Raw genomic sequence first — 15,399 nt, forward strand, 5'->3', positions numbered from 1 at the left:
TATGTTAAAGATTGGTTCTTATGAATTTTCTTCAAGATTGTTATTAGGTACTGGAAAATATCCAAACTTCGATGTTCAAAAGCAATCAGTGGAGGTTTCGGAGACGGAAATATTAACATTTGCGGTCCGGAGAATGAACATTTTTGAAGCCAGTCAGCCAAATTTTTTGGAAAAGCTTGATTTGAAAAAATACACACTCCTTCCCAATACAGCAGGAGCTAAAACAGCCAAGGAAGCAGTGCGCATAGCCAATCTTGCAAAGGCATCTGGCTTATGTGACATGATTAAGGTAGAAGTCATTGGCTGCCAAAAAACACTGCTGCCTGATCCGATTGAAACTTTGAAAGCTGCTGAAGAATTAGTGAAACTCGGATTCACCGTATTACCCTATACTTCGGATGATGTGTTGCTCGCTAAACGCCTGGAGGAAGTGGGATGCCATGCAATCATGCCTGGAGCTTCACCAATTGGCTCTGGACAGGGCATTATAAACCCACTGAACTTACGATTCATCATGGAACAATCAGAGGTTCCAGTAATTGTAGATGCAGGGATTGGAACGCCCTCCGATGCGGCAATCGCCATGGAATTAGGGGCGGATGGCGTATTGCTTAACACTGCTGTTTCGGGAGCAAAAGACCCAGTCAAAATGGCGAAAGCAATGAAACTTGCCATTGAGGCAGGTCGATTAGGGTATGAAGCAGGAAGAATCGAAAAAAATGATTATGCGATAGCAAGCAGCCCAGTTGAAGGATTGAGCATTGGATGAATGAACGTTATTCACGTCAGGAACTTTTTAGCCCTATTGGAGCAGAAGGGCAATTGAAAATTCGCAAAAAACACGTTTTAGTGATTGGAGCGGGTGCTCTCGGTACGGGAACTGCGGAAGGTCTTGTACGAGCCGGAATTGGGAAACTCACCATTGTGGACAGAGATTATGTAGAGTGGAGCAACCTTCAAAGACAACAGCTTTATTGTGAAGATGATGCACAAAAAAGAATACCGAAAGCAGTGGCAGCGAAGAATCGTTTGAATGCGCTAAATTCGGACGTTATCGTAAATTCATATGTGGCGGATGTTTCGGTTGATGAATTGGCGAAGCTGGTTGAAGGCGTGGATTTAATAATGGATGCGACTGATAATTTCGACACCAGGATGCTTATTAACGATACTGCGCAAAAATATAAAATACCGTGGATTTACGGGGCCTGTGTAGGAAGTTATGGGATAAGTTACACGGTGATTCCAGAGGCGACCCCATGTTTGAATTGTTTGCTGGAAACGGTTCCAATGGGAGGACTGACATGTGATACGGCGGGAATCATCAGCCCTGCTGTTCAAACGGTCGTTGCTCATCAAATGGCGGAAGCTTTAAAAATCCTTGTCGAAGATCATGAATCTCTAAGAAACAAAATCGTTTCATTTGATCTTTGGAAAAATGAACATTCATCCATAAATGTAGCGCAATTAAAAAAAGACACTTGTTTGTCATGTGGGTCAAACCGAACGTATCCCCACCTCTCTTATTCAAATCGAACAAAGACTGCCGTTTTATGCGGAAGGGATTCTGTCCAGATTCGGCCGGCAATGAAGCTTGAACGAGACTTAGCGGAACTCGAAAATAATCTTCTCGCACAAGGTGGTAAGATCGTCAGGAATCCTTATTTACTTTCATTTACTATCGGAACCCATCGGTTGGTCGTTTTTAAAGACGGACGGGCATTGATTCATGGAACAAAAGATATTGCAGAGGCAAAAACGTTATATCACCGATTTTTAGGCTGAAACGTTTTCTCGTTTGAACAAAAGGAGCTTGGGTACCCAAGCTCCTTTTTCATTTATAAACTTAAGTAAAGTGAAAATACATCGTTACGTAAGGGCACCATCTCAGTACCAACAACAAAAAAATCCATGAAAGAGGCGAATATAATAGATTTAACAGATTATACGACAAAAAATATGATAATCTTAAATTTGAAAGTAATCCGTGCAGGGGTTAGTGGATTATATGGAAAATAATGGAAGTATTACAGAAGTAATTTACTATGTTAAAGCCTTGTTGAACAGCGAAGCGCAAAGCTCGACTGCGATCGCTTTTAAAGTGTAGGTACCAAATGGGAAAAAATGCTGTCATTTAGTCATCATTCTTATTTGCCAAGATTTAGCCATGATGGCTAACTGGTTAAACTAGTCGTGCTGCCCATTAGGAAAAGAACCATTACATATCCTCGTCCTGCTCATTCGTCATTTAATAGACCACTGCTCTAGACATAACAGATAGAAGCTGTCCGATTGATGAAATCAACACTCAGTTTGACCATAGGCCCATGCGTAATGAACTCATTATCAAAATACATATTAGCAAGGGGAAGCGAATTCATGACTATTTTAAAACTTAAGCCGATTTTTCAAGAAAGAATTTGGGGAGGGAGAAAGCTGGAAACGGATTTCCATTATTCGATTCCAAAAGGGCCAATTGGTGAATGCTGGGGAATATCCGCTCATCACCACGGAGAAAGCGTCGTTGAGGAGGGCGAGTTTAAAGGAGAAGTTTTATCTGCATTATGGAGCAAACATCGCAGCAAGCTATTTGGCGACTATAAAAGTGATGAATTTCCCTTGCTCATTAAAATCCTCGATGCAAATGATGATTTATCCGTACAGGTTCATCCTAATGATGAAGAGGCTTCAGAACTAGAAGGTGAACCGTACGGAAAAACAGAATGCTGGTATGTCATTGACGCAGAACCTGGTTCAGAAATCATCCTTGGTCACAAAGCTCAAACAAAAGAAGAAATGGTGAAGATGACATCGGAAGAAAGATGGGACGAACTGCTACAAAAACAGCCTGTAAAGCGCGGAGATTTCATATTTGTAAAAAGCGGTACCGTTCATGCAATTGGAAAAGGCATCGTCATCTTAGAAACGCAACAATCTTCTGATACAACCTATCGGGTATATGATTATGATAGAACGGATTCAGAAGGGAATAAACGTGAACTGCATCTCGAGAAAGCACTACAGGTAACGACCGTCCCTGATTCTCAGACAATTCATGCATCACAAACAGAAACGGCTGCCGGAGGGGAAAAAACATTCCTCATCCAAGTTCCTGAATTCACTGTCGTTCATCATAAAATATCAGGAACGGGATATCGGTTAGCAGGGAGAGATACCTTTCAATTAATCAGCATCATTGAAGGGAATGGAAAAATTGAATCCGAGAGTGAAGTGATGGAAGTGAAAAAAGGAGACCACTTGATCATGACGCGGGAACTGAAGGAATTGATTGCTTCTGGTGAAATGGAATGGATTACGAGTTTTATATAAGACGGTTTGCAATCTAACTTATTTGAAGTTTTCTTCTATGACATATGCCAAAGAAACAGACCATTTCCTTTTTGGTTTACTGTCTTTGCGGCGATATACATATTTTTCTTGAGCCATTTCACTAGCATATTCTTTCGTGCTATTTCAATTCAACTCTCGAGCAATAGTAAAAGGGTGGCGATTTAATTCTTTAGCCATTTTTCTAGTAGACCAGCCCAGCTTTTTTAGGGCTTCTAGTTTGTCCACGTTCAGATGTGGGAAGATGTGTATAGCTCATGGAATACCTACGTTAAGGGTTGTGTGATACCTTCATTTTACACGAAAAATTCATGGGTTTTATTTGTTTATTTTTAGCTCTTTTAGTAAAGATTGTTGTTTTTAAAATTAAACTATTTAAGGTTGATAGGAGCGGAAGTGCGAGACTCCTGCGGGAGCAGCGGGACAGGTGAGGACCCACAGGCTTTCCGCCGAGGAGGCTCACCGCCCGCCCTCTGGATAAGCGAGAATTGGAGGGGAAATCAACCACATCGAATTACTTGGTAAATGGCAACAACTATGCGAAAACAGTTTTTAGATGTCGTACTTAATAATACAATTTGTCTTAAGCAAAAAAACCACTCGAGTGGTTTTTTTTTTCGACGAAACATTCAGATGATAAATCAAGAAATAAAGCCCCTTTTTAAAAAAACTGAATATTATTTTAATTAAATGTCTAGACATTTATAAAAAAATGATCATAATAATAAATGTAAACGTTTTAGATTTTTGTTAATAAAATACAAAAGGGGCTGTAATAGTTATGAAACGAATTTTACTTGCATGTAGTTCTGGGATGTCTACGAGTCTATTAGTGACAAAAATGGAGCAGCACGCACAATCGATCGGGGAAGTTGCAAAAATTTGGGCAGTTGGTCAGGATAAAGCGAAGAAAGAAATGGCTGATGCAGATGTGGTGTTAATCGGACCGCAAATGAGTTTCCTTAAGGGAGAACTTCAAAAAGAGGCATCTAAATACAACATCCAAGTAGACGTAATCGATATGATGGCTTATGGATTGGCAGATGGAAAAAAAGCGTATGATCAAGCTCTTTCTTTGATAGGTAATAAATAATGGAGCAAGTAAAGCTGGAAGATCTCACGAGCGAACAGATTAATTTTCAATTGATATTATACAGTGGCAATGCGCGCAGTAAGGTGATTCAATCTCTACGTGAATATCGCGAGGGGAATGTGGCAGAATCAGAATCATTGCTTGCACAGGCTGAACAGGATTTAGCTATTGCCCACAACGTTCATTTCCAATTGGTTCAAAAGGAAGCGCAAGGTGAAAAGGTGGAATTTTCGATGCTGTTCATGCATTCTGAAGACCATCTAATGTCAACGTTAACAATGAAGGAGCTAGTGAAAGAGTTATTGGAAATTTTTAAAGCAAAAAATATCTAATCATTCATCTTTAATGGACGGGGGTCTACTATGTTTGAAAAGCTGAGTCAATTTCTCATTCCACTAGCTGCGAAGCTGAATAACAATCGCTATTTAGCGGTTTTACGAGACGCATTCATGTTAGCGTTTCCACTTACGATTTTCGGTTCTATTTTTGTCGTGGTAACCAATTTACCATTTCTTAACAAATTGTTAAGTGACGATGCCGTAATGACCCTACAATCTTCATTCGCAATTGCTTCGCAGGCCACCATGGGAATTCTGTCGGTGTTCGTAGTTTTTGGTATCGGATATTACCTGTCAAAGAGCTATGATGTTGAAGCTGTGTTTGGAGGCGTTATTGCGCTTGCTTCCTTTCTAATCTTAACACCATTTGCGATTGAAGCTGAATCTGGAGAAGTGGTCGCTAATGTCATTCCACTTGATCGGCTAGGCGCCAAAGGGATGTTCCTCGGGATGATCACAGCTTTCATTGCCGGTGAAATATATCGGAAAATTGTTCAAAGAGATATAACCATTAAGATGCCTGCAGGTGTACCGCCGGCTGTTGCAAAATCATTCGCTGCACTATTACCAGCCTTAATCACGTTAACGGTTTTCTTAGCGATAAATGTGATCGTTACACTAGGATTCAATACTAATTTACATGACTTTATCTATGATGTGATTCAGGCGCCGCTTGTTGGTCTTGGAAGTGGAATTATCCCGACTTTAATCGCTGTATTCTTTATACAGATTTTGTGGTTCTTCGGGTTACATGGTCAAATCATCATCAACTCTGTTATGGATCCCATCTGGGCAACTCTTGCTCTGGAAAACTTAGAAGCTTTCAGAGAAAAAGCTGAGTTACCGAATATCGTTTCTAAACCGTTCATTGAGGTATTTACTGTAGGGATGGGTGGTACAGGGATGACGTTGGCTGTAGTCATCGCCATCTTATGGTTCATGAAGAGTAAGCAAATGAAACAAGTAGGAAAGCTTGGTGTAGGACCGGGTATCTTTAACGTGAATGAACCAATTATCTTTGGGCTTCCGATTGTAATGAATCCAATCGTTGTCATTCCTTGGATCATTGCGCCAATGGTGGTAACAGGATTTACATATTTCACAATGGCAACTGGAATCGTCCCGAGGCCTACAGGAGTTACAGTGCCATGGACCGTTCCAATCGGGATAAGCGGCTATCTTGCCACCAATAGCTTCAGGGGTTCATTGTTGCAAATCGTTAATTTATTGATCGTATTCGTAATATGGTTTCCGTTCCTTAAAGCATTGGATAAAACGAATGTGAAAAAAGAAAGAGAAGCGGAAAATCAAAACAAAGCCTCATAAACACCAAGGCAGGCACATGAAAAAACATTAATCCAGGTTCAGGTAAACCATACTTGTATCCGGTTTAAAAGAATAGGGGGAAATTAAGTATGAAAACAATAGAAGAAACGACTGAAACTGTACAATACCATTTTCCAGAAGGTTTTTGGTGGGGGTCATCTGCTTCGGCCACTCAAACGGAAGGTGCAGCAGATATAGACGGAAAAGGCAAAAACATCTGGGATTACTGGTATGAAATTGAGCCAAATCGTTTTTTCAACGGCGTCGGACCTCAGAATACTTCTCAGTTTTACTATAAATATAAAGAAGATATAAAGTTAATGAAGGAAATTGGTCATAACTCTTTCCGGTTATCGATTTCATGGTCACGTATGTTCCCGAAAGGAAAAGGGGAAGTGAACACGAAAGCAGTGGATTTTTATAATTCGGTCATTGATGAAATGGTAGAAACAGGCATAGAACCATTCGTCAATTTATACCACTTTGATATGCCTATGGCCCTGCAGGAAATCGGAGGGTGGGAAAACAGGGACACCGTCGATGCGTTTGAATTCTATGCTGCGACTTGCTTCCAATTGTTCGGAGATCGTGTTGCAAAGTGGTTCACGCATAATGAACCCATTGTCCCGGTAGAGGGTGGATATTTATATAATTTTCATTATCCGAATATCGTCGATTTTAAAAAAGCGGTACAAGTTGGTTATCATACGATTTTATCCAGCGCAAAAGCGATCAAAAAGTATAGGGACATGAATATGGATGGCAAAATAGGGATTATATTGAACTTGACGCCATCATACCCGCGAAGCCAGAATCCAGCCGATTTAAAAGCATCAAAGATTGCCGATGCCTTTTTCAACCGTTCTTTCCTAGATCCATCTGTGAAAGGGGAATTTCCATCAGATCTTGTTGCAATCTTAAAAACTGAAGGATTCATGCCCGCTATGGAAGCAGGTGATTTGGATATAATCCAGCAAAATACGGTCGATCTGTTAGGAATCAATTATTATCAGCCTCGCCGTGTTAAGGCAAAAGAACATGCCCGTAACCTGGATGCTCCATTTTTGCCTGAACTGTATTTTGACAATTATGAAATGCCAGGAAGAAAAATGAATCATCACCGCGGCTGGGAAATATACGAAAAGGGCATCTATGATATTTTAATGAACGTAAAAGAAAATTACGGGAATATCGAATGCTTCATTTCTGAAAATGGAATGGGAGTGGAAGGGGAGGAGCGCTTCCGTGATGAAAATGGCATGATACAGGATGATTACCGAATCGAGTTCATTAGCGAACATTTGAAGTGGGCTCATAAAGCCATAAGCGAGGGTTCAAATGTTAAGGGGTATCACTTATGGACATTCATGGATAATTGGTCTTGGAGCAATGCTTACAAAAATCGATATGGCTTCGTGTCAGTCGATTTGGATAATGATGCCCAAAGAACGGTGAAAAAGAGCGGCTATTGGTTTAAAGAAGTGGCAAATCAGAACGGATTTTAAAAAATGGGGCCTGACTTTGCTACCTTTCCTAGGTACATGATGTATTTGGATTTGGCAGCATTTGTCTGCCCCTTTCCTGCTGAAATAGAAAAAGAATGAATCTTCAGAAAAATCGATTCTTTACAGTATAACCCGGTTATCTTAAAATGGAAAAAGCGGATGAAGTAAACTGTCTCGTGTTATTGTTAGTAGGAGCGAAGAAAAATGAATAAGTATGAAAAAATCTCTATTGAAATCAGAAAAAGGATCAAGCAAGGTTTTTATCGGATAGATCAGCCAATTCCTGATGAAATAACGCTTGCAAAAGAATTCGAATGCAGCCGGATGACAATGAAAAGAGGACTGGATATTCTTGTGGAGGAAGGGTTGCTTCTTAGAAAACGGGGGCATGGAACATTTATCGTCCAATCACCTGTAAATGACGAGAAAGTGAATGTCATCAGTGAAGAGACTCTCGGGTTGTCCAATGTGCTTCCGAACAGAAAAGTATCAAGCACGCTCATCGCCTTTGATGTACAATTTCCTGAAAAGGAAGTGGCCGATCAGCTTGCCATTAGCGAAGATACACCGGTTTATCATATTATCAGACTTAGAAATGTAGATAATGAGCCATATGTCATTGAGAAGACCTATATGCCAGTTGCGATTATTCCAGGAATAACAGAAAAAGTATTACAAGCATCCATCTATAATTACATACATGAAACACTAGAATTGAAGATTGGCGGTGCACATCGGAAAATCAGAGCAGACAAACCGAATGAACTGGACCAAATTCATTTAGGATGCCTGCCGGATGACCCGATTTTGGAGGTTGCACAGGTCGGCTATTTAAACAATGGGCTGCCTTTTGAATATTCTTTTTCCAGACATCGTTATGATAAATTCGTTTTCACGACAGTTACCATACGCAAATAATACATGTGAGGAGAGTGGAACCGTGATGTTATATGGAGCGATTGAAGCAGGAGGAACGAAATTTGTTTGTGCAGTAGGTGATGAAATAGGAAATGTGGTGAAGCGGATCGAAATTCCGACGACTGTTCCTGAGGAAACCATACCGGAAGTCGTCCGTTTTTTTTCGGAATACGAGCCTTTAGCGATTGGAATCGGTTCATTCGGTCCGGCCAATATTGACCCTGCCAGTCCAGCATACGGGAATATAACGACTACACCAAAGCCAGGCTGGAGGGACTTTCCCTTTTTACAAACGATTAAAAATGAATGTAATGTTCCTGTCGGTTTTCATACAGATGTAAATGCAGCCGCATTAGGGGAAGCGAGGTTTGGAGCAGCCGCAGGACTGGATAGCTGTTTGTATATAACAGTAGGTACCGGAATTGGAGCCGGTGCAGTAGTTGGCGGGCGATTATTGGAAGGGCTCTCTCATCCGGAAATGGGTCATATCATGGTCCGAAAACACCCAGAAGATTCTTACGAAGGCAAATGCCCTTATCATCGGGATTGTTTGGAAGGACTTGCATCCGGCCCCGCCATTGAGGGGAGATGGGGAAAACCTGCTGCACAATTAGCGGACAGACAAGAAGTTTGGGAACTGGAAGCCTATTATTTAGCGCAGGCGATCGCTCAATATATATTAATTCTATCTCCAAAGAAAATTATCCTTGGTGGGGGAGTGAGTAAACAACAGTTTGTTTTCCAAATGATTAGAAATCAGGTGAAAGAAGTACTTAATGGGTATGTTCCACTCCCAGAACTTGAAACCGAAATATCCGATTATATTGTAAAGCCCGGCTTAGGGGACGACGCCGGAATTATTGGTTCACTTTTGCTCGCGGATCTTGCTTATCAAAACGAAGTAAAAATTCGACTAACATAGTCAAGGTATCCAGATGTATGAGGTGGTACCCTTGGCTTCATATACAAATCCATTTGATCAGGTGTTAGTGGCACCTGGTCTTTTTGTTTAGATCATCTTTATTAACTGGTCTCTGGCACTGCGTTTTTTAAAAGAGCATTAAAGATATATATATGTAGAGTGAATGTAACAATGGAAAAGACAAATTAATGTGATGATTATCTCAATTTGAACGGAATACTGGACGCATTATAGACGACTGAAGGGATTGAATGGAACATGTTTTCTACTAGAGAGAAAAAATTACTGTGTTATCTTATGCAAGCAGAAAAGGAGACGACTGGTCTGGAATTGGCGGGCCACCTTCATATTACTTCAAGAACCATTCGTTCTATGATAAAAGACCTTTCGGCCATCCTTAAAGAGCATGGAGCGGAAATCATAGCCAGACATCGAAAAGGCTATCAGTTACACATACATGATCATTCAGCCTTCCGTAGCTTTATAAAGATTGTGGCTTTTGAACGAGTGAATAAACAGTGGATTCCAAGTGACCGAAGTGACCGAATTACTTTTCTCATCAAACGATTGCTCCTATCAGAGGATTACATAAAGCTAGAGATGTTGGCTGATGAACTTTATGTTAGTTTGTCAACTGTAAAAAATAGTTTAAAAGAGGTTCGAGAATTATTAACTAAATATGAGCTTGTAGTCGATAGTCGCCCCAATTATGGGTTAAAAGTTGTTGGAAATGAGTTGAAAATGCGTTTTTGTATCGCAGAATATGTATTTAATTCAGCGCAAAAGACTACGGAGTTGGTAGCTGATCCAGAAATGGCCGCCATACGTTCGATCATTTTGAAGCAAACCAAGAAAGCCGGAATTCAGCTTTCGGATATCGGCCTTTCCAATCTAGTGATCCATATCGCAATTGCCTGTAAGAGAGTGCTGCTTCACAACTATGTATCGATGTTGGATGAAGAAATAAAAAACTTTGAGGAACAAGCCGAATATCTTGTTTCGAAGCAAATTGTAACCGATATCGAAAAGTCATTCAACGTTACCTTTCCCAATTCAGAGGTTGCCTACGTCACACTCCACTTACTAGGAACAAAAATGGTTTCCTATACGAAAGCAAGTGATGCCTTGTATCCAGTTAACTTGATTAGCGAAGAAATCCTTACGCTCACAGTAAACCTGATTGATAAGGTTGAAAACGAACTGCAATTGGGCATTCACGACGATCAAGAGCTTATAAATGGACTTGGCATGCACCTCAAACCGGCAATAAATCGACATTATTATGGAATGAACATTCGAAATCCACTTTTAGCAGAAATTAAGCAAAAATATCCTCTTGCCTTCGATGCTGGAGTTGTGATGAGTAAGGCTCTTCATGATTCTTTGGGTGTTCATATAAATGAGGATGAAATTGGCTATTTAGCTCTTCATATTGAAGCGGCCATGGAGAGAAAACGTCTGAAACCTAAAACAAAACGGTGTGTCATTGTTTGTGCAACTGGTGTTGCAAGCTCTCAGCTTTTATATTATAAATTGAAGTCTGCCTTTGAGTCACACTTGGATATTGCTGGCACGATGAACTTATATGAATTAAGGAATTATCCACTAGAATCATTGGACTTCATCATAAGCACAATTCCGATTTATGATGACTTATCCATACCTGTTGTAGAGGTTAACACACTGCTCGGCAATCAGGACATCCTGCACATTGAAGCCTATATGGTGGATCATATAACGTTGGTTCTTGATTATACAGACCCAGAGCTCATGTATTTTCAAAAAGATCTGCAAACAAGAGAAGAAGTATTTGACTTTTTTGAAGCAGAACTTACTAAACTTGGAAGAATTCCTTCTGGTTTTAAAGAGGCAGTGATCGAGAGGGAAAAGATGTCACCAACGTGCTACGGTAATTTAGTTGCCATTCCCCATCCCATGCGCCCATTAACAAAGGAAACATTTTGGTCTGTTTTAACATTAAAGAAACCAATAGCGTGGGGAGATGAAATGGTTCAGTACATCTGTTTGTTGAGTGTACAGAAGGAATATGAAGATGAAATGCAAAAAATCTATCAATTTCTTGTTAAAGTGATTGAAACTAAAGCTTTGGTAGATCAGTTGATTAAGATCGAAAGATATGATGACTTTGAGCAGGTGATTAAAAGAATGGTAGAGTATAGTCCAAGATAATGATTTCCTCTTATTGGAGGAAAATGTTTGGATTCAAATGAAAGCGCTTAACAACTAAACTAAACATATCAAAGAGCTCGGACACCACTTTAAAATAGCATACTTGTTCTTTGGTGTTTTTTGTATCAGGGAATAAAATTAAACGTTTGAGAAACGGGGGCTGAAGATGAGTTTTAAAGAAAAGGCAAATGATGTCATGGGTTCTGCGGCTTATAAAATCAACAATCAAAAATATATTATGGCCATAAAAAAAGCGTTCGTCGTTCTAATGCCAGTGATAATTACAGGGGCATTTGCCATCTTGGTTTCCAGTATGATAATGAGCCCTGAAACAGGTTTAGCATCCTTTGACTTTTTTTCATTTCTAGCAGATTATCAGCCGATTATGAAAGCGATTCAATACGCGACACTAAACTTCCTTACGATAGGAGCTATCTTTTTAATTGGGTTGGAGCTTGGAAGAATAAACGGCAATCCTTCGTATTTCCCGGGAATCCTCGCCCTAATATCTTTCATAGCAGTCATCCCTACTACACTTGAATTAGTAGTGAATGAGCAGCCTCAAATGGTTGTTGATGTTCTCTCCAGGCAATTTACAGATCCAAAAAGTTTGTTTTTAGGAATGTTTATTGCCATTGTATCCGTAGAAATTTTTTCGAAATTAGAGTCGTTTGATAAATTGAAAATTAAAATGCCGGAGAGCGTTCCAGCAAATGTTGCCACATCGTTCTCAGCGCTGTTTCCATCGATTTTAACCGTAACCATCATTGCGACAATTGGTTTTGCGTTTCATCAAATAACAGGGATTTACTTGCATGAAGCAATTTATAATATTATTCAAAGACCACTTGAGAGTGTGGTTCAGGGATTACCGGGAATTCTAATTTTAATGTTTGTTGCCCAATTCTTCTGGGTGATTGGCATCCATGGAAATCAGATGATCAAACCAATAAGAGAACCTTTATTATTGGCAGCCATTACTGCAAACATGACCGCCTTCCAAGAAGGTAAAGAGATTCCGAATGTGATAACGATGCCTTTCTGGGACGTGTATATGAGTATAGGAGGTTCTGGGGTTACTCTCGGGTTATTGGCAGCTATCTTTATCGTATCTAAGCGTGAAGAAATGAAAAGTATCGCAAAACTATCATTTGGACCTGGCATTTTCAATATCAATGAGCCTGTTATCTTTGGGCTTCCGATCATGTTAAATCCGATAATGGCGATCCCATTTATCATCACGCCATTGATTACCGGAACGATTGGTTATATCGCTACCGTGACAGGGTTTGCTGCCAAGGCAGTTGTAATGGTTCCATGGACGACACCACCGCTTATCAATGCGTACTTATCTACGGCTGGAAGTATAGGAGCTGTCATTACACAAGTCATCTGTATCGTTGTATCTGTTTTGATCTATTTACCATTCGTGATGATGGCCAATGCAGGTGTTAAAGAAAAAAGAAAAAAAGAAGAAGATGAAGCCACAACTGTTAATGTCAGCGTATGATAGCGGGTAACTTCGACACTCCACATAGATGTGTTGATCTGTATGGATGCCCAATTGTATACCCCCAAGTGATCAGCTAGGTGAAGGTGAGGGAAAGAAATGACTGTAGAAACAATGGAAGTAGAAGTACCAGAGAATTTTATCCTAGGGGCAGCTGCGTCAGCATGGCAAACTGAGGGATGGTCCGGTAAGAAAGAGTCTCAGGACTCTTATCTAGATCTTTGGTATAAAAACGACAAGAATGTTTGGCATAATGGGTTTGGTCCTGCAATTGCGACTGACTTCTTTAATCGATATAAAGAAGATATAGCGCACATGAAAGAGATCGGATTAACGCATTTTAGAACGTCTATTAATTGGTCGCGTTTTCTGATCGATTACGAAAACGCAGTAATAGATGAGGAATATGCGAGTTATGTAGACAACGTTATTGACGAGTTAATTCAAAATGGTGTGGAGCCAATGATTTGTCTCGAACACTATGAAGTACCGGCATCTTTATTTGAAACATATGGTGGGTGGGAATCCAAACATGTTGTGGAGCTTTTTGTAAAGTATGCAAAAAAGGTGTTCAGCCGATATGGGGCAAAGGTAAAACATTGGTTTACCTTTAATGAACCGATTGTTATACAGACAAGGGTCTATTTAGACGCTCTCCGGTATCCTTATGAACAAAACACGAAGAAATGGATGCAATGGAATTTTAATAAAGCTTTAGCAACCGCAAAGGTTGTCCAATCATTTAAGGAACATGATTATGGACAGAAATATGAATCGAAAATAGGTGTTATTCTTAACCCGGAAGTAACCTATGCCAGGTCATCTGCTGAGAATGATAGGGAGGCAGCAAGAATCTATGATTTATTTTTTAATCGTGTTTTCTTGGATCCATCCATTAAAGGCGAGTATCCTCAAGAGCTATTTACATTGATGGATAAACATAAGATCACCTTTGAACATACATCTGACGAGCTCCAAATCATTAAAGAAAACACGGTCGATTATGTTGGATTGAATCTCTATTATCCTCATCGGATACAAGCACGTACTGCCGGTTGGAATGAATGTACGCCATTTCATCCGAGTTATTATTATGAGATGTTCAATCTTCCTGGTAAAAAAATGAATCCGTTCAGGGGTTGGGAAATTTATCCGAAAATTATGTATGACATGGCAAAGAGAATGCAAGAGGAGTACGGCAATATAGAATGGTTTATTGCTGAAAATGGCATGGGTGTTGAAAATGAGTACACCTTTAAAGATAATCAGCAGATTATACAGGATGATTACCGGATTGAATTTATTGGAGAACATTTAAAATGGTTGATCAAAGCGGTTGATGAAGGAGCGAATTGCAAGGGATATATGCTCTGGGCATTCACTGATAATGTGTCACCCATGAATGCTTTCAAAAACCGGTATGGGCTGGTTGAAATTAATTTAGACGATAATCGAAACCGGACTCTGAAAAAATCGGCTTATTGGTACAAAGATGTAATCCAAAATCGTGTAATCGTAGTGAAAGACGATACGGTGGTTAAATAAGAAGGAGGAATATATATATAATGGAAAGAATTATTTTAGCCTGTTCTGCTGGAATGTCAACATCGTTGGTTGTTTCAAAAATGAAAAAAGCTGCAAGCAAAAGAGGTGTTGAATATAATATTTATGCCATTCCTGAATCTTCAATTGGTGAGGAACTTACAAAGTCAAGTGATCATGTACTCGCTATTCTTTTAGGACCTCAAGTGAAATTCATGAAAAAAGCAGCTGAAAAAACAGCTGCACCGTATGGGATTCCTGTGGATGTCATTGATCCACAATCGTATGGAACGGCGGATGGAGATAAAATTCTAGATCTTGCTTTACAAATGGCTGCAAAAAATGATGATAAATGAGGAGGGAGAAGCATGCAAACAATCGAAGGAATGCAAACGGCAGCTCTCCAAATCATTTCATACTCAGGAGAGGCAAGGAGCCATTTTGTCGAAGCCATTCGTGAAGGACGGGCAGGACAATATCAGAAAGCGGATTTATTAATTAAAGCGGGGGAAGAAGCGTACAACAAAATCCACCAGGTGCATTTTTCCCTTATTCAAAAAGAAGCAAACGGAGAGATATTACCTTTCTCCCTGCTGTTCATTCATGCTGAAGATCAGATGCTGACAACGGAAACGTTAAAGATAATGGCTGTCGAAATGATTGAACTATGTAAAATGGTAGTCGAGGGAAAAACAGGATAACGGCTC

At 39.9% G+C, this 15,399-nt stretch carries 14 protein-coding genes and 1 pseudogene; 14 read left to right on the top strand and 1 reads right to left on the bottom strand.

Features of this window, described 5'->3' with window-relative positions; all coding sequences use genetic code 11:
* The first annotated feature begins 1 nt into the window (after position 1).
* The 3 genes from ABOA58_RS11815 (at position 2) to manA (ending at position 3,330) form a co-directional block, all read left to right on the top strand.
* Positions 2-769 carry a thiazole synthase gene (locus ABOA58_RS11815; RefSeq protein ID WP_350302444.1) on the top strand — a complete coding sequence of 256 codons (768 nt, stop codon included), beginning with the start codon at positions 2-4 and terminating at the stop codon, positions 767-769.
* A complete protein-coding gene (locus tag ABOA58_RS11820) occupies positions 766-1,785 on the top strand; it encodes a thiazole biosynthesis adenylyltransferase ThiF (protein WP_350302445.1) in 1,020 nt (339 codons plus the stop codon). The genes ABOA58_RS11815 and ABOA58_RS11820 overlap by 4 nt, the downstream gene beginning before the upstream one ends.
* A 594-nt stretch (positions 1,786-2,379) precedes the next feature.
* The gene (manA, locus tag ABOA58_RS11825) at positions 2,380-3,330 is read left to right on the top strand and encodes a mannose-6-phosphate isomerase, class I (protein WP_350302446.1); all 951 of its coding nucleotides are present in this window, start codon (positions 2,380-2,382) and stop codon (positions 3,328-3,330) included.
* A 21-nt stretch (positions 3,331-3,351) separates the two neighbouring features.
* On the opposite strand, the pseudogene ABOA58_RS11830 reads toward manA, so the two are convergent.
* Positions 3,352-3,607, bottom strand: a pseudogene (locus ABOA58_RS11830) (helix-turn-helix domain-containing protein); the annotation flags it as partial.
* A gap of 522 nt (positions 3,608-4,129) precedes the next feature.
* On the opposite strand from ABOA58_RS11830, the gene ABOA58_RS11835 reads away from it, so the two are divergent.
* The 11 genes from ABOA58_RS11835 to ABOA58_RS11885 all read left to right on the top strand — a co-directional run bounded on the left by ABOA58_RS11835 (position 4,130) and on the right by ABOA58_RS11885 (position 15,393).
* The gene (locus ABOA58_RS11835) at positions 4,130-4,441 is read left to right on the top strand and encodes a PTS sugar transporter subunit IIB (protein WP_350302447.1); all 312 of its coding nucleotides are present in this window, start codon (positions 4,130-4,132) and stop codon (positions 4,439-4,441) included.
* The gene (locus tag ABOA58_RS11840; protein WP_057913677.1) at positions 4,441-4,773 is read left to right on the top strand and encodes a PTS lactose/cellobiose transporter subunit IIA; all 333 of its coding nucleotides are present in this window, start codon (positions 4,441-4,443) and stop codon (positions 4,771-4,773) included. Before ABOA58_RS11835 ends, ABOA58_RS11840 begins: the two co-directional genes overlap by 1 nt.
* Positions 4,774-4,803: 30 nt before the next feature.
* Positions 4,804-6,105: a PTS cellobiose transporter subunit IIC gene (celB, locus tag ABOA58_RS11845; protein WP_350302448.1), complete on the top strand. Its 1,302-nt coding sequence runs from the start codon at positions 4,804-4,806 to the stop codon at positions 6,103-6,105.
* A gap of 89 nt (positions 6,106-6,194) precedes the next feature.
* Positions 6,195-7,610, top strand: coding sequence for a glycoside hydrolase family 1 protein (locus tag ABOA58_RS11850; protein ID WP_350302449.1), 1,416 nt, complete (start codon positions 6,195-6,197; stop codon positions 7,608-7,610).
* 204 nt (positions 7,611-7,814) lie between these two features.
* Positions 7,815-8,528 (top strand): GntR family transcriptional regulator, encoded by a 714-nt coding sequence (locus ABOA58_RS11855; protein WP_350302450.1) that lies wholly within the window; start codon positions 7,815-7,817, stop codon positions 8,526-8,528.
* A 25-nt stretch (positions 8,529-8,553) separates the two neighbouring features.
* Complete coding sequence (locus tag ABOA58_RS11860; RefSeq protein ID WP_350302855.1) at positions 8,554-9,450, top strand: ROK family protein; 897 nt, start codon at positions 8,554-8,556, stop codon at positions 9,448-9,450.
* A 258-nt stretch (positions 9,451-9,708) separates the two neighbouring features.
* Positions 9,709-11,640, top strand: a complete 1,932-nt coding sequence (locus tag ABOA58_RS11865) for a BglG family transcription antiterminator (RefSeq protein WP_350302451.1) — start codon at positions 9,709-9,711, stop codon at positions 11,638-11,640.
* Positions 11,641-11,806: 166 nt separating this feature from the next.
* A complete protein-coding gene (locus ABOA58_RS11870) occupies positions 11,807-13,150 on the top strand; it encodes a PTS sugar transporter subunit IIC (RefSeq protein ID WP_350302452.1) in 1,344 nt (447 codons plus the stop codon).
* A gap of 99 nt (positions 13,151-13,249) precedes the next feature.
* Positions 13,250-14,695, top strand: a complete 1,446-nt coding sequence (locus tag ABOA58_RS11875; RefSeq protein WP_350302453.1) for a glycoside hydrolase family 1 protein — start codon at positions 13,250-13,252, stop codon at positions 14,693-14,695.
* 20 nt (positions 14,696-14,715) lie between these two features.
* The gene (locus tag ABOA58_RS11880; protein ID WP_057913684.1) at positions 14,716-15,048 is read left to right on the top strand and encodes a PTS sugar transporter subunit IIB; all 333 of its coding nucleotides are present in this window, start codon (positions 14,716-14,718) and stop codon (positions 15,046-15,048) included.
* Positions 15,049-15,060: 12 nt separating this feature from the next.
* The gene (locus ABOA58_RS11885; protein ID WP_350302454.1) at positions 15,061-15,393 is read left to right on the top strand and encodes a PTS lactose/cellobiose transporter subunit IIA; all 333 of its coding nucleotides are present in this window, start codon (positions 15,061-15,063) and stop codon (positions 15,391-15,393) included.
* Positions 15,394-15,399 lie beyond the last annotated feature (6 nt).

Origin of the sequence: Peribacillus frigoritolerans, assembly GCF_040250305.1 — a bacterium.
GTDB lineage: Bacteria > Bacillota > Bacilli > Bacillales > DSM-1321 > Peribacillus.